The 18,525-nt window shown below is 69.1% G+C and carries 16 protein-coding genes; 8 read left to right on the top strand and 8 right to left on the bottom strand.

The window, feature by feature from the left end:
• A partial coding sequence (locus VEA62_RS02995) for a vitamin B12 dependent-methionine synthase activation domain-containing protein (RefSeq protein ID WP_324818210.1) occupies positions 1-1,860 on the top strand: 1,860 nt, incomplete at its 5' end.
• A 47-nt stretch (positions 1,861-1,907) separates the two neighbouring features.
• Here VEA62_RS02995 and VEA62_RS02990 read toward each other — a convergent pair.
• Entirely contained in the window at positions 1,908-2,456 is a 549-nt protein-coding gene (locus tag VEA62_RS02990) for a hypothetical protein (RefSeq protein ID WP_324818208.1), read from the bottom strand.
• Between the two features lie 150 nt (positions 2,457-2,606).
• Complete coding sequence (locus tag VEA62_RS02985) at positions 2,607-5,786, bottom strand: TonB-dependent receptor (protein ID WP_324818206.1); 3,180 nt, start codon at positions 5,784-5,786, stop codon at positions 2,607-2,609.
• 210 nt (positions 5,787-5,996) lie between these two features.
• On the opposite strand from VEA62_RS02985, the gene VEA62_RS02980 reads away from it, so the two are divergent.
• Positions 5,997-6,419 carry a TIGR01244 family sulfur transferase gene (locus VEA62_RS02980; RefSeq protein ID WP_324818203.1) on the top strand — a complete coding sequence of 141 codons (423 nt, stop codon included), beginning with the start codon at positions 5,997-5,999 and terminating at the stop codon, positions 6,417-6,419.
• A gap of 4 nt (positions 6,420-6,423) precedes the next feature.
• Here VEA62_RS02980 and VEA62_RS02975 read toward each other — a convergent pair whose 3' ends face one another.
• Complete coding sequence (locus tag VEA62_RS02975) at positions 6,424-6,570, bottom strand: hypothetical protein (protein WP_324818200.1); 147 nt, start codon at positions 6,568-6,570, stop codon at positions 6,424-6,426.
• Between the two features lie 66 nt (positions 6,571-6,636).
• Here VEA62_RS02975 and VEA62_RS02970 point away from each other — a divergent pair, with 66 nt between their 5' ends.
• Positions 6,637-7,539, top strand: a complete 903-nt coding sequence (locus VEA62_RS02970; RefSeq protein WP_324818197.1) for an MBL fold metallo-hydrolase — start codon at positions 6,637-6,639, stop codon at positions 7,537-7,539.
• Between the two features lie 3 nt (positions 7,540-7,542).
• Here VEA62_RS02970 and VEA62_RS02965 read toward each other — a convergent pair whose 3' ends face one another.
• Both VEA62_RS02965 and VEA62_RS02960 read right to left on the bottom strand, forming a co-directional pair.
• Positions 7,543-8,235, bottom strand: a complete 693-nt coding sequence (locus VEA62_RS02965; protein WP_324818194.1) for a DUF1499 domain-containing protein — start codon at positions 8,233-8,235, stop codon at positions 7,543-7,545.
• A gap of 4 nt (positions 8,236-8,239) precedes the next feature.
• Positions 8,240-9,871, bottom strand: a complete 1,632-nt coding sequence (locus tag VEA62_RS02960) for a long-chain-fatty-acid--CoA ligase (RefSeq protein ID WP_324818192.1) — start codon at positions 9,869-9,871, stop codon at positions 8,240-8,242.
• 136 nt (positions 9,872-10,007) lie between these two features.
• Here VEA62_RS02960 and udk point away from each other — a divergent pair, with 136 nt between their 5' ends.
• Together udk and VEA62_RS02950 are read left to right on the top strand one after the other, a co-directional pair.
• Positions 10,008-10,655, top strand: coding sequence for a uridine kinase (gene udk / locus VEA62_RS02955; RefSeq protein ID WP_324818189.1), 648 nt, complete (start codon positions 10,008-10,010; stop codon positions 10,653-10,655).
• A gap of 79 nt (positions 10,656-10,734) precedes the next feature.
• Entirely contained in the window at positions 10,735-11,361 is a 627-nt protein-coding gene (locus VEA62_RS02950) for a TetR/AcrR family transcriptional regulator (RefSeq protein WP_324818187.1), read from the top strand.
• Positions 11,362-11,378: 17 nt separating this feature from the next.
• Here the strand turns inward: VEA62_RS02950 and pdxH are convergent, their stop codons facing one another.
• Positions 11,379-12,053: a pyridoxamine 5'-phosphate oxidase gene (pdxH, locus tag VEA62_RS02945; protein ID WP_324818184.1), complete on the bottom strand. Its 675-nt coding sequence runs from the start codon at positions 12,051-12,053 to the stop codon at positions 11,379-11,381.
• A gap of 86 nt (positions 12,054-12,139) precedes the next feature.
• Here pdxH and VEA62_RS02940 point away from each other — a divergent pair, with 86 nt between their 5' ends.
• The 3 genes from VEA62_RS02940 (at position 12,140) to VEA62_RS02930 (ending at position 14,742) form a co-directional block, all read left to right on the top strand.
• Positions 12,140-12,865 (top strand): DnaJ C-terminal domain-containing protein, encoded by a 726-nt coding sequence (locus VEA62_RS02940; RefSeq protein ID WP_324818181.1) that lies wholly within the window; start codon positions 12,140-12,142, stop codon positions 12,863-12,865.
• 12 nt (positions 12,866-12,877) lie between these two features.
• Complete coding sequence (gene aroC / locus VEA62_RS02935; protein WP_324818178.1) at positions 12,878-13,963, top strand: chorismate synthase; 1,086 nt, start codon at positions 12,878-12,880, stop codon at positions 13,961-13,963.
• Between the two features lie 83 nt (positions 13,964-14,046).
• Positions 14,047-14,742 carry a pirin family protein gene (locus VEA62_RS02930; RefSeq protein WP_324818175.1) on the top strand — a complete coding sequence of 232 codons (696 nt, stop codon included), beginning with the start codon at positions 14,047-14,049 and terminating at the stop codon, positions 14,740-14,742.
• A gap of 61 nt (positions 14,743-14,803) precedes the next feature.
• On the opposite strand, the gene lon is transcribed toward VEA62_RS02930, so the two are convergent.
• Positions 14,804-17,206: an endopeptidase La gene (lon, locus tag VEA62_RS02925; RefSeq protein ID WP_324818172.1), complete on the bottom strand. Its 2,403-nt coding sequence runs from the start codon at positions 17,204-17,206 to the stop codon at positions 14,804-14,806.
• Positions 17,207-17,561: 355 nt separating this feature from the next.
• On the bottom strand, positions 17,562-18,525 hold a 964-nt coding region (gene clpX, locus VEA62_RS02920; protein WP_324818170.1), incomplete at its 5' end, for an ATP-dependent Clp protease ATP-binding subunit ClpX.

Below are 18,525 nucleotides of genomic sequence, written 5' to 3'. Positions count from 1 at the left end.
ATCCTCAACCGCCGTCCGGATGCGGCCGAGCGGCTGCTCGAGCTCGCAAGCACCGTTCAGGGTCGCGGGCCGGCCGAGCAGGAGGATCCGGCGTGGCGCAGGCTGCCGGTCGAGGAGCGGCTGGCGTACGCGCTCGTGAACGGGATCGCCGACTACGCGGAGGCCGATGCGGAGGAGGCGAGGCTGAAGCTGGCGCGGCCGCTCGACGTCATCGAAGGCCCGCTCATGGCGGGGATGAACGAGGTGGGCGACCGCTTCGCAGCGGGCCGCATGTTCCTGCCTCAGGTGGTGAAGAGCGCGCGGGTGATGAAGAAGGCGGTGGCCTATCTCATCCCCTTCATCGAGGCCGAGAAGGCCAAGCGCGCCGCGGCGGGCATGGCCGCCGAGCGCCAGACCAACGGGAAGATTCTGCTCGCGACGGTGAAGGGCGACGTCCACGACATCGGCAAGAACATCGTCGGCGTCGTGCTCCAGTGCAACAACTACGAGGTCATCGACCTGGGCGTCATGGTCCCCGCCGACCGCATCCTCGACGCCGCCATCGAGCACAGGGTCGACATCGTCGGCCTGTCGGGCCTGATCACGCCCAGCCTCGACGAGATGGTCTTCGTGGCGCGTGAAATGGAACGGCGCGGCTTCGACATTCCCCTGCTGATCGGCGGGGCGACGACCAGCCGGACCCATACGGCGGTCAAGGTCGAGCCGGCCTACAAGCGGGGCTCGACCACCTATGTGATCGACGCCTCGCGGGCGGTGGGCGTGGTCTCGGGCCTGCTGTCGCCGACGGAGAAGGCGCGCAACGAGGCGGCCACCCGCGACGAATACGTGCGCATCCGCGAACAGTTCGCGCGCGGGCGCGAGGTCAAGGCGCGGGCGAGCCTGCCGGCGGCGCGGGCCAACCGCTTCCGGCCGCAGTCCCCCGCCCTGCCCCCGAAGCCGTCCTTCCTCGGCGTGCGCGCCTTCGACGGCTGGGACCTGCAGGACCTCGCCGACCACATCGACTGGACCCCCTTCTTCGCCAGCTGGGAGCTGATCGGCCGCTATCCGCTGATCCTCGAGGACGAGATCGTCGGCGAGGCCGCGCGCGACCTGTTCAGGGATGCGCAGGCGATGCTGAAGCGGATCGTCGAGGAGAAGTGGTTCACGGCCCGCGGTGTGGTCGGGTTCTGGCCGGCCAATGCGCGCGGCGACGACATCGTGGTGTGGAGCGACGAAGACCGGACGACCGAGCTCGCGCGCTTCCACGGCCTGCGCCAGCAGATCGCCAAGACCAGCGGCAAGCCCAACCTGTGCCTGTCGGACTTCGTGGCCGAGGACGGCGAGGACTGGATCGGGGCCTTCGCGGTCACCGCGGGGCACGGCGAGCAGGAAAGAGCCGCCGCTTTCAAGGCGGCGGGCGACGACTATTCGGCCATCATGGCCACGGCCCTGGCCGACCGGCTGGCCGAAGCCTTCGCCGAACGGCTGCACAAGGAGGTCCGCACGCAGCTGTGGGGGCATGCGCCGGACGAGGCGACCTCCGTCGAGGACCTGATCGCCGAAAACTACCAGGGCATTCGTCCCGCGCCGGGCTATCCGGCCCAACCGGATCATACGGAAAAGGCCACGCTGTTCAGACTGTTGGACGCGAAAGCGAAGGCCGGGATACAGCTGACCGAGAGCTTCGCCATGACCCCGACGGCGGCCGTTTCGGGCCTGTATTTCGGCCATCCGGAGAGCCATTATTTCGGCGTCGGCAAGATCGACCGCGACCAGGTCGAGGACTACGCCCGGCGCAAGGGCTGGAACATGGCGACCGCCGAACGCTGGCTGGCGCCGATCCTCAACTACGACCCGGACGCGAGGGCGGTGGCGGCCTAGGGCAACACACGCCCCGAAGATGACGGCGCTGGTGGTGTGACCCGCCCCTACTCCAGCCCCACTTCTTCGGGGGTCGCGGGCGGGGTGGTGATGTTCTCACGCAGGCGGCGGGCGGCGTGCTCGCAACGGCCGGGCAGGCCGAAGAACAGGCCAAAGGCCTGGCTGCGCACCGACTCGTCCTGGCTGGCCAGCGGGGCCCATTTGGACGTGGCCTCGGCGGCGGCGGCGCGGGCGGCGGCGCGGCTGGCGGCGGACTGGCGCGGTTCAGCCGCCTGCAGGGCGGAGCGGAAATCGGCGGCCTCGAGCTTGCCCAGCCGGATGATGTCCCGGTCCAGCGGATCGGCGTCGGTCAGGGTCTCGCCCAGCGCGACATGGCCGTTCACCAGCGCCTCGCACCAGGCGACCAGCGGATAGTCCTGCTCCGGCGCGCCGCGCGGCAGCGGATTGGCGTAGGCCACCGCCTCGCGCAGGCGCAGGGCGTCGGCGGTCTCGCCCGTCGCGGGCCCGGCGGTGGCCACCGGCCCGTCCTGCGGAGCGGTGACGACGGGGCCGTCCTGGATCAGGAGGGCGGTGGCGAGGACGAGGCTGGCGATCATGAAAGGCTCCGGAGGACGGATCGTCGGACGGGGTTCGGATGCCGCAACGCTTCAGACGCGGCAATGGTTTTTCGATGACGGCCGCCAGGCAAAGAAAAAGCGGCGGACCCGGAGGTCCGCCGCTCATCCCTGGTGGTTCCGAAAGGCGCCTTAGAAGGCCCAGTCGAAGCCGATACGCACCGAGCGCGGGGCCTGGAAGGCCGTCGGAGCCTGGTAGTCGCCTTCCGGCTGGCCATCGTCGCCTTCGCCGAACTCGTTCGCCTGGATGGACGAGTCGAGATCGAAGACGTTGAAGATGTCAGCACGCAGAACCAGGTTGCCCGGGACCAGATCGTCCAGGCTGTAGCGCAGGGACAGGTCGAAGCGCGTCACCCAATCCGTCGCGAAGACGGAACCGCGATCCACAACCAGGTTGTTGCAGAAGCGGGCGGCCGCACCGTACGAGTCGTTGGCCACCTGGCCTTCACCGCCGGCGTAGTCGTTCGGCGCCAGGCCGATGCAGCCGTAGCGACGGGGCGAGGTCACCGAGACGTTGGCGCCGACCAGCAGTTCCGGAGTCGCCTGCCACGACCCGAAGGCCTTGAACTGATGACCGCGGTGGTTCGGCAGCAGGCCGTAGGCGCCCGGGATGAACGACAGGAAGTCGAAGTCCTGGACGATGCCGGCGTCGGTCTGGCCGATGTCCGACTTGACCGCGCCTTCGTAGTTGCCTTCCGAGCGGGACAGCACATACGAGCCTTGCAGGCCCCACACGCCGTCGAAGGCGCGTTCGAAGGTGAACTCGAGGGCCGTGTACTCACGCGTGGCCTTCGGGATGCCGAGGTCTTCGGCCGACAGGGTGATGGTCCGCGGACCGGCTTCACCGTCGAAGGTGACCGGCAGGGTCACTTCCGTGTCGAAGCCCGGATTGATGATCAGATAGTAGCTCTGACCCGGGAACAGCTCAGCGCAGCCTTCGCCGTCGGCCGCGCCGGCATCGCCGCCGACGATGCCGATGGTCATCGGAATGCCCTCACGTTGGCAGTAGCCGATCACGCCCTGGTCGAGCAGGGCGTCTTCGACGACCCGGCCCAGCTTGCGGTACGTGCCGTTGACCCCGACGGTCCAGAGGTCCGTCAGGCGATACTCGAAGCCGAGGCGGAACTCGTCCTCGTAGGTCGACTCCAGGTTCCGGGCGGTGATCAGTTCCGGCGGCGTCGAGGTGCCGTCGTCCCGGACCGAGCAGGCCACCACGCCCGGCTGGGTCGCGCCCACGCCGTTCGGGCAGGTCTGCAGGCTGGTGGCGCCGGTCGCGGCGGTGATCTGGGTGCCGAAGCCAGCGGTCGGGAGACCGGTGACGGGGTCCAGGCCGCCGATGGTGCCGCCGGGGCCGGAGCCGCGGAAGAACTCGTTGTAGTCGATCGCCGGCGAGGCGATGCGGAACGCCGTGTTCGAGGCCGGCGGCAGGAAGTAGCGGCCGTACGAACCGTAGAAGCGCATCGTGCCGTCGGCCATCGGGTCATAGGCGAAGCCCAGACGCAGAGCCTTCTCGCCATCGAAGTCGATGAAGGTGGTGCCGTTCGGATCCGCCACCGAGAAGGTGTCGTTCCGGAAGCCGATCTGCAGGTTCAGGTTGTCGTTCACATCCCACGAGTCGTGGATGTACCAGGCCGCGTTCTCACCCTCGAAGCCGCCGCCCGCCGTGAACGAACGGGTCAGGATGTACTCGTCGCCGTCGGCCAGGCCAAGGGTGTTGTCAGCCGTTGCGATGCGATACTCGATGTTGCGGCCTCCGTTGCGGATCGAGAACTCGGTCAGCAGCGTCTCTTCGTGGTCATAGCCCAGGCGAACGTGGTGCTGACCCATCATGTCGAAGAAGATGTCGGCGTCGGCGCGCCAGAACGTGCGCTCAGCCAGGAACGGCGTGGTCGAGGCGAGGGCCGTCTGCCGGCTGCGGCGAATGTTGTCGCCGCTGCGGAAGTCGTTCACCCGCGACTCTCCGATCAGATTGTTGACGGCCGACTGATTGGTGGTGCTTTCACCGTAGGCGGCCGAGACGGTCAGCCAGTCGGTGAGCGTGCCGGTGTAGCGACCGACCCAGTTTTCACCGCCCTGTTCGAGGGTGTCGATGGTCAGCGGGCCGGCGGCGTAGTCGATGACGCCCGTCGTGGTGTCGAACGCGTAGTTGTTACGCGTGCGGGTCCGCGACGTGTCGAAGTAGGTGAACTCGAGACGGTGATCGTCGGTGATGTAGCCGTCCAGCTTGACGCCGTAGAAGGGGTCGTCGTTGAAGGTGTCTTCCGAATAGGTGCCGCTCATGTCGGCGACCTGCGATTCCGTGTCCTGGTAGGCCACGATTCCGTAGGCGAACAGGCGGTCACGGATGATCGGCCCGCCCATTTCGATGGTGAAGGTCTTCTCTTCGAAGCCCGACAGCGCGTTGTAGGCGCCCGGACCGTTCGGCGTGGTCACGCCGTTCGGCGAGTCCTCGCGCAGCGAGTCGGGGGCCCAGGTGCCGTGCAGTTCCAGCACGAAGTCGTTCGTGCCGGACTTGGTGATGGCGTTGATCACGCCGCCGGTGGCGCGGCCAAACTCGGCCGAGTAGCCGCCGGTCTTCACTTCAACCGTCTTGTAGAACTCGAACGGCACCGTGGCGCCGCCGAGGCCGTTGACGAAGTTGGTGATGTTCAGGCCGTTGACGAAGAAGGCGTTCTCGGCGGGCGAGGCGCCCGAGATCGACGGCGGAGCCTGGAGCTGGGCGCTGCCGACGGCGAACGAGGTGTCGCCCGCGACGGCGCCCGGCGCCAGCAGGGTAACGGCCGTGACGTTGCGGGCCACGGGAACCTGGTCGACCAGTTCGTCGACGTCGACAGTCACGCCGGTCGCCGTGCGCGACAGGTCGAGCTGGCGGCGGACGCCGGTGACGACGACTTCGCCGACGTTGGTCGCGCCGTCCGCGCCGCCGGCCGAGCCGACGGTGAAGGCGAAGTTCGACACGCCGCCGAGGGTGACGTTGACGCGCTCGCTCAGGGTTTCGCGGCCGGGGGCCTCGATGGTGACGTCATAGGCGCCGGTCGGGATCAGGGCGATGCGGAAGCCGCCGTCAGCGCCGGTCACCGACGAGCGGGTGATGCCCTGGGCCGCCGAACGAACCGTGACGGTGGCGCCGCTGATCGGCTGCCCGTCATTGCCCTGGACCGTGCCGGCGAGCGTGCCGGTGGTGTAGTCCTGCGCGACCGCGGCGGTCGGCGTGGCGAGCATCACGGCCGGAGCCGCGACCAGCGCCATGAGCGCCGCTCCGCCGATCATCGTCGAGTGGAGCAAGCGCTGCTTGATGGTTTGGGTCTTCAAAGGGTGGTCCTCCTGAGACCGCCGGGCGCATCCAGGAGGAAGCGAGCATCGACGGCAACCAACTCCGCGCACCCCAATGCACGCAGATTGCCCCGACCTTAGACTTGGCAATGGCGAGGCGCAGCATAAATACGGCGCCGTAACCCGATCATCGCCAGTCTGTCGCAATCCCGCCACACGCCAAAGGAAGTCATTGGAAAGTCTATTCGAATGAGCTTACCGCCGGCTACATTGCGGCCACTTTCCCGGCAGGTGTGGGTCACCGGCCAGGTGACCCCGGGGCAGGTTTCCGATCTGCGCGGAGCTGGATTTACCTGTTTGGTGAATCACCGGCCCGACGACGAGGAGCCGGGTCAGCCGTCCGCGGCGGAAATCGCCCGCGCCTGCGCCGAGGCGGGGCTGGCGGTCGTGCACGCGCCGGCGCGCGGCCTGCCGGACCCCGCCGCGGTGGCGGCGACCCGTGCAGTGCTCGACTCCCTGGGAGAGAGCGACAAGGCGCTGTTCTTCTGCCGATCCGGCATGCGGTCGGCGGCCGCCTGGGCGATGGCCGAGCGGCAGGCCGGCGCCGACCCCGCGCAGCTGCGGCAGGCGGCGGCCGCGGCGGGCTACGACCTCGGCCGCGTTCCGCTATAAGGGCTCAGCGGCCGACGGCGACGCGGACGGCGTAGGGCGCCGGATCCGGCGTGCAGGAGGCGGCGAAAAGTTGCGCCGCCATGAGACACAGGAAGGCCGCCGCGATGGGCTGGAGCCGTTTTGATACAGACAGGGCGATGGAAACGGCCATGTCGGGCACTCCGCGGATGATTTACGGAGCTTCGAGGCAAGGGCCGGGCCGCACTGTGGGGGCCGCGTGATCCCGTTCGTGCGCGAGCTGGACGTGGCCTATGGCCGCGCCGATCCGGTGTCGCCGCTGATCCGGCGGGTCATCGCAGCCAATCCTGGCCCGTTCACCTTCACCGGCACCGGGACCTATATCGTCGGGCGCGCCGGAGCCGGGGCGTGCGTGGCGGTGATCGATCCCGGCCCGCCCGACGAAGCCCATCTCAACGCCCTGCTGGCGGCGGTGGAGGGCCAGACCGTCAGCCACGTGCTGGTCACCCACACCCATCGGGACCACTCTCCCCTCGCCCGCCCCTTCGCCACGGCCGTCGGAGCGCCGGTGCTGGCTGCGCGGCCGCCGGCGCGGGTGATCCACGCCTCGGGCGCGCTCGACGAGGAGGACGACGAGACCTTCGCGCCGGACGTGGTGCTGACCGGCGGCGAGGTGCTGGACGGCGACGGCTGGACGATCGAGGCCATGGCCACGCCGGGTCACGCCTCCAACCACATGGCCTTCGTGCTGCGCGAGGAGAACGCCCTGTTCAGCGGCGACCACGTCATGGGCTGGTCGACCACCGTGGTGGCCCCGCCCGACGGCGACATGGCGGCCTATATGGCCAGCCTGGACGCGGTGATCGCGCGCGACTTCTCCACCCTGTGGCCCACCCATGGCGCGCCGGTCACCGAGCCGGGCCCCTTCCTCGAGGCCTATCGGGCGCATCGACTGGAGCGGGAGGCGCAGGTCCTGGCCCAGCTGGCGGGCGGTCCGCGGCGGATCATGGACATGGTTCCGGGCCTCTACGCCGCCGTGGATTCGCGCCTGTGGCCGGCGGCGGGGCTGTCGGTCTGGGCCCACCTGATCGCCCTCGAGCGCGGCGGGCGGGTTCGCGCGACTCCGGAGCCGGGGATCAGCGCGGTCTGGAGCCTCGCCTGAGCCTCAGTCGAGGCCGCGCAGGCTCTCACTGATCCGCGTCGCCAGGCGGCAGGCCTCTCCGCCGTGCGGCCGGCCGTCCCGCGCGGCGACCCGCACATCGGTGCGGCCTGGGCGAATGCGGATGACGGCGTCGTGCACCGTGCCGAACCAGAAGCCCGTGTGGGTGCCCGCCGCGCGGCCGACGCTGACCCCGCCCTGCAGGCTGAAGCCGGCTTCCTGGAGGGCCCAGGCCGCCGACTCGGGCGCCACCTGGGTCATGGCTGGCAGGGCGCCCGGGCAGGACTCGACGCCGCCTCTCGCAGCCGGGCCGGCGCCCCGCCGGCGGGCGTCCAGCGCGCCGAAGCCGGGGACCTCGGCCATGTCCGTGCTGATGTCGTCCGGCGGTCCCGACGCGAGCCGGGTCATATGCCAGCCGAGTCCTCCAAGGGTGAGGGCCGAGACGACGAGGGCCAGCGTCGCCAGCCAGACCGGTGCACGGCGTCGAAATGCGGAGACAAGCAGCGCCAGGGCGGCCAGCACCGCCATGGTTCCCAGAGTCACGCCGATCCGCGCCGTCAGCAGGTCGTGACCGGTTTCATAGCTCCACACGCCGGTCCGCGTGCCGAGGGCGGCGGCGAGAATGAACATCGGGGCGATGACGACGATCGCCGCCAGACGCTGGCCGCCTCCCCCGCTCCTGCGCCCAGGGCCCGCCATCGCCTCAGCCTGCCGTCGGCAGGCGGTAGTCCTTCATCCGCTCGCGGACGAGCTTCTTGTCGATCTTGCCCGTCGCGCCCAGCGGGATGTCGTCGACGAAGACCACGTCGTCGGGCATCCACCATTTGGCGATCTTGCCCTGCAGGAATTCGAGGTGCTCCTGCTTGTTCTCGCTCTGGCCCGGCTTGAGCTTGAGCACCAGCACCGGGCGCTCGTCCCACTTCGGATGGGCGGCGCCGATGACAGCCGCCAGCTCGACCTTGGGATGGCCGACGGCGATGTTCTCGATCTCGATCGAGCTGATCCACTCGCCGCCGGACTTGATCACGTCCTTGGCGCGGTCGGTGATCTGCATGAAGCCGTGCTCGTCGATGGTCGAGACGTCGCCCGTGTCGAAGAACCCCTCGTGGTCGAGGATGTCGCCGCCCTCGCCCTTGAAATAGGCCCCGGCGATGGTCGGCCCCTTGATCATCAGCCGCCCGTAGGTGTGGCCGTCGTGAGGCATCTCCTGACCGGCGTAGTTCTTCAGCTTCAATTCGACGCCCAGCGGCGGCACGCCCTGCTTGACCCGCCACTTCATCTGCTCGTCGTACGGCAGGGCCTTCAGCTCGGGCGGCAGGTTGGACAGGGTGCCGATCGGCGAGGTCTCGGTCATGCCCCAGCCCTGCAGAACCTCGATGCCGAACTCGTCGTGGAAGGCGCGGATCAGGCTTTCGGGAACCGCCGACCCGCCGATCAGCACACGCTTCACCGTCGGGATCTTCAGATTATTCTCGCGCAGATGGGTCAGCAGACCCTGCCAGACCGTCGGCACCGCCGCCGAGAAGGTCACGCCCTCGCTCTCGATCAGCTCATAGATCGCGGCGCCGTCCATCCGCGCGCCCGGCATGACCAGCTTGGACCCGGCCGCGGGCCCGCCGAAGGCGATGCCCCAGGCGTTGGCGTGGAACATCGGCACCACCGGCAGGATCACCTCGCTGGGCGTCGCGCCAAGCACCGTGGCCTGCAGACCCAGCAGGGTATGGATGAAGTTGGAGCGGTGCGAGTACAGCACGCCCTTCGGATTGCCGGTCGTGCCCGAGGTGTAGCAGAGGCCGCAGGCCGTCAGTTCGTCGAACCCACCCCACTCGACGTCCTCCGGGGCCCCCGACAGCAGTGCCTCGTAGCATTCCGCGCCGGGCAGCTTCGTAGCCGGCATGTGCAGTTCGTCGGTCAGGACCACGACCCGCTCGACAGTGGGGCAGTGCGGCAGCACCGCCTCCAGCAGGGGGATGAAGGTCAGGTCGACGAAGATGATTTTGTCTTCGGCGTGATTGATGATGTAGGCCAGCTGCTCCGGGAACAGGCGCGGGTTCAGGGTATGGCAGACCGCGCCGATGCCCATGATGCCGTACCAGGCCTCGATGTGGCGGCCGCTGTTCCAGGCCAGGGTGGCGACGCGGTCGCCGACCTTGACGTCCCAGTCCTTCAGCACGCCCGACACGCGCCTGGCGCGGGCGTGGATCTCGGCATAGGTGGTGCGGACGATCGGCCCCTCGACCGACCGGGTCACCACCTCCCGATGACCGTGCCAGTTCCGGGCGTGGTCGATGATCTTGTCGACCGTCAGCGGCCAGTCCTGCATCAATCCGAGCATCGGTATCCCTCGCTTGCGCCTGCTATCCGAGGCGCTTGCCGCAAGGAGTATCGGGGCCGCTGACGTTAGGCAACGTGACGCGGGGTCAACCACCGCGGCCTTGGCGCGGACCCCGGGTTGGCCCTAGAAGGCCGTCATGCCCATTCTCGTCGCCATCACCGGAGGGTCCGGCTCGGGCAAGAGCACCCTGGCGGAAGCTCTGGTCGCCGCCCTGCCGGAGCACGCCGCCGTGCTGGTGCGCGAGGATTCCTACTACCGGGACGCGGCCAGCCTGCCGGGCTTCGACGCCGCCACCTTCGATTTCGACGACGTGGCCGCCCGCGACCACGAGCTGATGATCCGCGACCTGGCGGAGCTTAAGGCCGGACGCGACATCACCGCCCCGGTCTATTCCTTCATCCACCATGGCCGCGAACCGGGCGGCGAACCGGTGCGGGCGGCCGAGGTGGTGATCGTCGAGGGCACCCATGTGCTGTGCACGCCCGGCCTCGTCGAGCTGTTCGACATCCGCGTCTATGTGGACACGCCCGCCGACATCAGGTTCATCCGCCGCCTGCTGCGCGACCAGGCCGAGCGGGGCCGCACGGCCGATTCCGTGATCCAGCAGTATCTGGCCACCGTCCGCCCCGGGCATGAGCGGCTGACCGAGCCGTCGCGCGTCAACGCCGACTTCATCGTCGCCGATGCTACGGCCGCTGTCCGGCTCGAAGACCCCCAGGCGGTCGTCCGGCTGGCGGCGCCGGTGCTGGCCCATCCACTGCTGGCGCGCCTCTTTACCGGCTGACCGGCGAACATCGGCCGGCGACCTCTTGACCGCGTCCCCCCGCGCGCGTCAGCTTGGCCTCCAAGCAGGCGACCAAACGATGCACGGCTCCGTCATCCCTCCAGCCACCCCGCCCGATCCCAAGCGGCAATTGATCGTGCGCCATGCCCGTCAGCGCTTCGTCAGGGAAGGCTATGCGGCCACCAAGATCGAGCCGATCGCGCGGGAAGCGGGGGTGTCGACGGCCACCCTGTACGCCCTGTTCGGCGGCAAGGCCGCGCTGTTCACGGCGGTGATCGACGACGCGGCCGAAGACTTCGCGCGCCAGATGGCGACCGTCCGGGCGGAGGAGGGCGACGCCCGCACCACCCTGACCAGCTTCGCCCGGGCCTACGCCGACTTCATGGGTGACGGCTTCGTCCGCTCGGTGTTCCGTCTGGTGATGGCCGAGCGGCCGCGCTTCGAGGCGGTGGCCCTGCGCTTCTTCGAGAAGGGCCGGACGGAGTTCGGGGGAACGCTCATCGCGCTGCTGGTCCGGCTGTGCGAGTCAGGCGCGCTCAAGCCGATCGCGCAGCCGTCCTGGGCCGCCGGTCAACTGATGGGAATGATCGAGCACCCGGTCTTCCTTGTCCCGCTGGTCACCGGCGACGAGGTGCGGATGCGGCGTTCGACGGCCGAGGTCGTCGCCGATGCGGTCGAGACCTTCCTGGCCCGCTACGCGGCCTGACGCGCACGAGAGCAGGCTCAGGGCCAGAGGCGGGTCTTCGTCCAGCCCGATCCGGCCCGGTCGAAGCGAAGCCGGTCGTGCAGCCGGAACGGCCGGTCGCGCCAGAACTCCACCGAGTCCGGCACGACCCGCCAGCCGGTCCAGCGTTCCGGCCGCGGCACGTCCCCGTCGGCGAAGCGGGCCGTCTCGCGGGCAACGGCGAGCTCCAGCGTCTCCCGGCTTTCGAGCGGCCGCGACTGGTCCGAAGCCCAGGCGCCGATTCGGCTCTCCCGGGCGCGGCTGGCGAAATAGGCGTCGGCCTCGGCCTCGCTGACCGGTTCCACGGCGCCGCGCACCCGCACCTGCCGCCTCAGCGACTTCCAGTGGAACAGCAGGGCGGCCGAGGGATGGGCGGCCAGGGCCTGGCCCTTGGCGCTCTCCCGGTTGGAGTAGAAGGTGAAGCCGCGGGCGTCGACGTCCTTGAGCAGGACCACCCGCGCGTCGGGCCGGCCCTCAGGGTCCACCGTCGCGAGGGTCATGGCGTTGGCGTCGTTCGGCTCCGTCGCCTTCGCGTCGCCGAGCCATTCCACGAACAGGCCGATCGGCTCGGCGCGATCGAATATGGTCTCGTCGCCGTTGGCGGCCAGGGCGGCGGCGTACTGCTCGGCGTACTCCTCACGGGTCGGGCTCGGCGGGATCACGGGCGCGGTCATGATGTGCAGATAGACCCTCGCGGCCCCTCTGGGGAGAGGCGTCACGGTTAACCCCGCCTTGACCATAGCTGCGGCCTTATGGACGGATGCACGTCCGCTCCCGCTCCGAGGTCGCCTCGCTCGCCGAGGCCCACGCCCTGCTCGGCCTGACCGGCAGGACGGCCGAGCCCGAACTGACCGCCGCCTTCCGGGCGGCGGTGAAGGCCGCGCATCCTTCGGCGCGGGGCGGCGACGAAGTGCGCTTCCGCCAGGTCATCGCCGCCTGGCGGCTGATCCAGGACCACGACGCGCGACCGCTGGCGCTCTCCGGGCCCGCCACGCCCCCGCCCTCCCCGCCCGTGGTGGCTATCGGCCCGATGGACGCCCTGAACGGGGGACAGGTGGCCGTGCGCCTGGCGGGGCGGACGTTGAATGTCCGCCTGCCCAAGGGCCTTCGCAGCGGCGAACATCTGCGCCTGCGCGGCGCCTGCGGCGGCGGAGATGTCTATCTGCCGGTGCTGATCCGCGGCGCGGACGGGCTCAGCGTGGTCGGCGACGACCTGTTCATGGACGCCCCCGTGCCGACACGGCTGCTCGAGGATGGCGGCCGGCTGGAGATCGACACCCACGCCGGCTCCCGCTCCGCCTGGATCGTCGCCGGCCACGCCCCGCCGCGTCTGCGCCTCAAGGGCCTCGGCCTGCCGGCGCGCGGCGGGCGGCCGCAAGGGCACCTGTTCGTCAACCTGCAGCCCTCCGACGACATCCCTTCGGCCGCCGAGGACCTGCTGATCCGCTTCACACGCGTCTGGACGCCGGACCGGCTCGCGGCCTAAGCCTGACGGGCCATGTCCCACAACACCTTCGGCCATCTGTTCCGCGTGACCACCTGGGGCGAGAGCCACGGGCCGGCGATCGGCTGCGTCGTCGACGGCTGCCCGCCGCTGATCCCCCTGACGGAGGCCGACCTGCAGCCGTGGCTGGACCGCAGGAAGCCGGGCGGCAGCCGCTTCGTCACCCAGCGGCGCGAGAGCGACACGGCGCGCATCCTGTCTGGCGTGTTCGACGACGGCGACGGCCCGGTCACCACGGGCACGCCGATCGCCATCCAGATCGACAACGAGGACGCCCGCTCCAAGGACTATGGCGACATCGCCCGCGCCTTCCGGCCCGGCCACGCCGACTTCACCTACCAGGCCAAATACGGCGTCCGCGACCACCGCGGCGGCGGCCGCTCCTCGGCGCGCGAGACGGCGATGCGGGTGGCGGCGGGGGCGGTGGCGCGCAAGGTGCTGGGCGAGGCGGTGCGCATCCGCGCCGGCGTGGTCCAGCTGGGCCCGCACCGGATCGCGCCGGAGGCCGTGGATTTCGACGCCGTCTACGACAACGCCCTGTTCGCGGCCTCGGCCGAGGTGGTTCCGGCGTGGGAGGCGTATCTGGACGGGATACGCAAGGCGGGTTCGTCGATCGGCGCCGTCGTGGCGCTGGAGGTCACTGGCGTGCCCGCCGGCTGGGGCGCGCCGGTCTATGGCAAGCTCGACGCCGAACTGGCGGCGGCGATGATGTCGATCAACGCCGTCAAGGGCGTCGAGATCGGCGCCGGCTTCGGCGCGGCCGAACTGTCGGGCGAGGACAACGCCGACCAGATGCGCCTCGGCGACGACGGCCGCCCCGTGTTCCTGTCGAACCACGCCGGCGGCGTGCTCGGCGGCATCTCGACGGGCCAGCCGCTGACCGCCCGCGTCGCCTTCAAGCCGACCTCCTCCATCCTGACGCCGCGCCAGACCGTCACCCGCGACGGCGCCGAGACCGACCTGCGCACCAGGGGCCGCCACGACCCCTGCGTCGCCCTGCGCGGCGTGCCCGTGGTGGAGGCGATGGCCGCCTGCGTCCTGGCCGATGCGATGCTGAGACACCGGGCGCAGGCGGGGTGACCCCTTTCCGCCACTGACACTGTTACCTATATAGCTCCCGAACGGTGCGCCGTATGCTGCGCGCCCCCATCGGGAGACCCCTCATGATCGACGTCCGGCACTTCTCCAGCCTCGGCGGCGCCAACCACGGCTGGCTGAACGCGAAGCATCACTTCTCCTTCGCCAACTATTACGACCCGTCCCGCATGGGCTGGGGCCGGCTGCGCGTCTGGAACGACGACGAGATCGCCGCGAAGTCGGGCTTTCCTCCCCACCCCCACGCCGACATGGAGATCATCACCTATGTCCGCACCGGAGCCATCACCCACGAGGACTCGATGGGCAACAAGGGCCGCACCGGCGCCGGCGACGTTCAGGTGATGAGCGCGGGGACGGGTGTGCGCCACTCGGAGTTCAACCTCGAGGACGAGACCACGACCCTGTTCCAGATCTGGATCGAGACCGACCGGCCGGGCGCCAAGCCGGGCTGGGGCGCCAAGGCCTTCCCGAAGGCCGACCGCACGGGCCGATTCTCGGTGCTGGCCTCGGGCGACGCCGCCGACGACGCCCTGACCATCAACGCCGACGCCCGGGTGCTGGGCGCCACGCTGAAGGCGGGCGAGAGCCTGACCTACGACTTGGCCGAGGGCCGCCGCGCCTATCTGGTTCCCGCCGTCGGCGAGGTCGAGGTCAACGGCGTGCGCCTCAACGCACGCGACGGCGCGGCCATCAAGGACGAGGCCGAGATCACCATCACGGCGAAAGCCGACGCCGAACTGGTGATGGTCGACAGCCTCTAGACCCCTTTACCGACGCAACGAAAAACCCCGCCCGGATCGCTCCGGGCGGGGTTCTTTTTGATCAGTGCGTCGCCGGAACCGTGCCCGGATCCTGGATCGGCGGGGCGGCGGGCAGAGGCTCGGCCACCTCGTCCCATTCGACCGGAGTCAGCGAACCGGTGAGGGCCCATTTCAGGGCCTCGTCGGCCGTCTTGATCGGGACGATCTCCAGCGCGCCCTTCACATTGTCGGGCACGTCGGCGAGGTCCTTCTCGTTCTCCTCAGGGATCAGCACCGTCTTGATGCCCGAGCGGAGCGCCGCGAGCAGCTTCTCCTTCAGGCCGCCGATGGCGGTGACCCGCCCGCGCAGGGTGATTTCGCCGGTCATGGCGATGTCCTTGCGGATCGGGATGCCGGTCAGCACCGAGACCATGGCGACTGTCATCGCCACGCCCGCCGAGGGACCGTCCTTGGGCGTCGCGCCGTCCGGCACGTGCACGTGGATGTCGGTCTTCTCGAACACCGGCGGCTTTACGCCGAAGGCCAGCGAACGGGCCCGGACGTAGGAGGCGGCGGCGGAGATCGACTCCTTCATCACCTCCTTCAGGTTGCCGGTCACGGTCATACGGCCGCGGCCCGGCATCTTGATCGCCTCGATGGTCAGGATGTCGCCGCCGAACTCGGTCCAGGCCAGGCCGGTGACGATGCCGACCTGATCCTCCTCGTCCGTCTCGCCGTAGCGGTACTTCTTCACCCCGGCGTACTCGGCCAGCTTGGCCGCGTCGACGGTGATCGACAGGGACTTCTCGCGGGCCATCTCACGCACGGCCTTGCGGGCCAGGCCGCCCAGCGCCCGCTCAAGCGACCGCACGCCGGCTTCGCGGGTGTAGTAGCGGATCAGGTCGCGGATGGTGTCGTCCGGCACCACGAACTCCGCCGGCTTCAGGCCGTTGTCGGCCGTCACCTTGGGCAGGACGTGACGCTTGGCGATCTCGACCTTCTCGTCCTCGGTGTAGCCGGACACCCGAATGATCTCCATCCGGTCCATCAGCGGCTGCGGCATGTTCAGGCTGTTGGCCGTGGTCACGAACATGACGTTGGACAGGTCGTAGTCGACCTCGAGATAGTGGTCCCCGAACGCATTGTTCTGGGCCGGGTCCAGCACCTCGAGCAGGGCCGAGGACGGGTCGCCCCGCCAGTCGGCGCCCAGCTTGTCGATCTCGTCCAGCAGGACGAAGGCGTTGGTCGTCTTGGCCTTCTTCATCGACTGGATGATCTTGCCCGGCATCGAGCCGATATAGGTCCGGCGGTGACCCCGGATCTCGGCCTCGTCGCGCACGCCGCCCAGCGACATGCGGACGTATTCGCGTCCGGTCGCCTTGGCGATCGACTTGGCCAGCGAGGTCTTGCCGACGCCCGGAGGGCCGACGAGGCACAGGATCGGGCCCTTCAGGCTGTTGGTGCGCGCCTGGACGGCCAGGTATTCGATGATCCGTTCCTTGACCTTCTCGAGGCCGTAGTGGTCCTCCTCGAGGATGGCCTCGGCCTTCTCCAGGTCGATGGGCTTGGTCTTGGCCTTGCCCCAAGGGATCGACAGCAGCCAGTCGAGGTAGTTCCGCACCACCGTCGACTCGGCCGACATCGGGCTCATGTTGCGCAGCTTCTTGACCTCGGCCTCGGCCTTGATCCGGGCTTCCTTGGACAGGCGCGTCTTACGGATGCGCTTCTCCAGCTCCATGATCTCGTCGCGCGAATCGTCGGTCTCGCCCAGCTCGCGCTGGATCGCCTTCATCTGCTCGTTGAGATAATATTCGCGCTGGGTCTTCTCCATCTGGCGCTTGACGCGCGAGCGGATCTTCTTCTCGACCTGCAGGACCGAGATTTCGCCTTCCATCAGGCCATAGACCTTCTCCAGCCGGGACGGCACGGAGATGGTCTCCAGCAGGCCCTGCTTGTCGGCGATCTTAACCGACAAGTGGGCGGCGACGGAGTCCGCCAGCTTGGACGGGTCGGTGATCTGCGGAATGGAGCTGAGGGCCTCGGGCGGCACCTTCTTGTTCAGCTTCACATAGTTTTCGAACTGCTCGATCACCGCGCGCAGCAGGGCTTCCGACTGCGAGGGTTCACCCGGATCATCCGCGATCTCGACGGCCTCGGCCTCGAAATATTCGGTCCGGTCGGTGAAGCGGGTCAGGCGCGCACGGCTCTTGCCCTCGACCAGCACCTTGACGGTGCCGTCAGGCAGTTTGAGCAGCTGCAGCACCGTGGCCAGCACGCCGATCGGATAGATGGCGTCGGCCTGCGGGTCGTCGTCGACGCTGTTCTTCTGGGTGGCGAGCAGGATCTGCTTCTCGCCCTTCATGATCTCGTCGAGCGCCTTGACGGACTTCTCTCGGCCCACGAACAGCGGCACGACCATGTGCGGAAAGACCACGATGTCTCTCAGCGGCAGGACGGGCAGGGTTTTGGTCGTATTCTCGGACATGATGCGTACTTCCCGGGGCCCTCGTTGATCTCAGGCCCGCCGGGCCGGCGTCCGGGGCGACTGACCCCGCCGTTTCGACTCGGCCCGCCATTCGGCGGCCTTGTGAAGAGTATGTGGTTCGGATCGCGCGGGGTTCAAGCGTAACGGGCGTCGGGTCGTCCGTTCCGTCCACAGCGGGCCTGAGAGCAAGCCGCCGGCGCCGGCTACGACTCCCCCGCACCGGTCATGCGCGGGCGCGCCGCTACGCCGCACGAAGTCGCCACGGCCGCCTGTGCTCCCGCCGCATCACCTCGGGCAACGAAAAGGGCGGGCCCCTCAAAAGGACCCGCCCCGATCAAATCCCCGTGTGGGAAGTTCAGGCGGCGCTGTCGGGCGTCGCCGTCTTCTTGCCCTTGCTTTCCGAATAGATCAGCAGCGGCTGGGCCTTGCCCTCGATCACCTCGGCGTTGACGACGACCTCCTCGACGCCCTCGAAGGTGGGCAGTTCGAACATGGTCTCCAGCAGGATGCCCTCGAGGATCGAGCGCAGACCGCGCGCGCCCGTCTTGCGGGTGATGGCCTTCTTGGCGACGGCCGACAGGGCGTCGTCGGTGAACGTCAGGTCGACGTTCTCCATCTCGAACAGCCGCTTGTACTGCTTGACCAGGGCGTTCTTGGGCTCTGTCAGGATCTTGACCAGGGCTTCCTCGTCGAGGTCCTCCAGCGTCGCCAGAACCGGCAGGCGCCCGATGAACTCGGGGATCAGGCCGAAGCGCATAAGGTCGTCCGGCTCGACGCCCTTGAGAATGTCGCCGGTGCGGCGCTCGTCGATCTCCTTGACCTTGGCGCCGAAGCCGATCGAGGCCCCGTCGCCACGCGCCGAGATGACCTTCTCGAGGCCGGCGAAGGCGCCGCCGACGATGAACAGGATGTTGGCGGTGTCGACCTGCAGGAACTCCTGCTGCGGATGCTTGCGGCCGCCCTGCGGGGGCACGGAGGCGACGGTGCCCTCCATGATCTTCAGCAGGGCCTGCTGCACGCCCTCGCCCGAGACGTCGCGGGTGATCGAGGGATTGTCGGACTTGCGCGAAATCTTGTCGATCTCGTCGATGTAGACGATGCCGCGCTGGGCCCGCTCGACGTTGTAGTCCGAGGCCTGGAGCAGCTTGAGGATGATGTTCTCGACGTCCTCGCCCACGTAACCGGCTTCGGTCAGGGTCGTGGCGTCGGCCATGGTGAAGGGCACGTCGATGATGCGCGCCAGCGTCTGGGCCAGCAGCGTCTTGCCCGAGCCGGTCGGCCCGATCAGCATGATGTTCGACTTGGCCAGCTCGACGTCG

This window comes from Brevundimonas sp., assembly GCF_035627475.1.
Taxonomy (GTDB): Bacteria; Pseudomonadota; Alphaproteobacteria; order Caulobacterales; family Caulobacteraceae; genus Brevundimonas.
The sequence above is the reverse complement of the archived record's forward strand: the minus strand, read 5'-3'. Positions and strand labels throughout refer to the sequence as shown.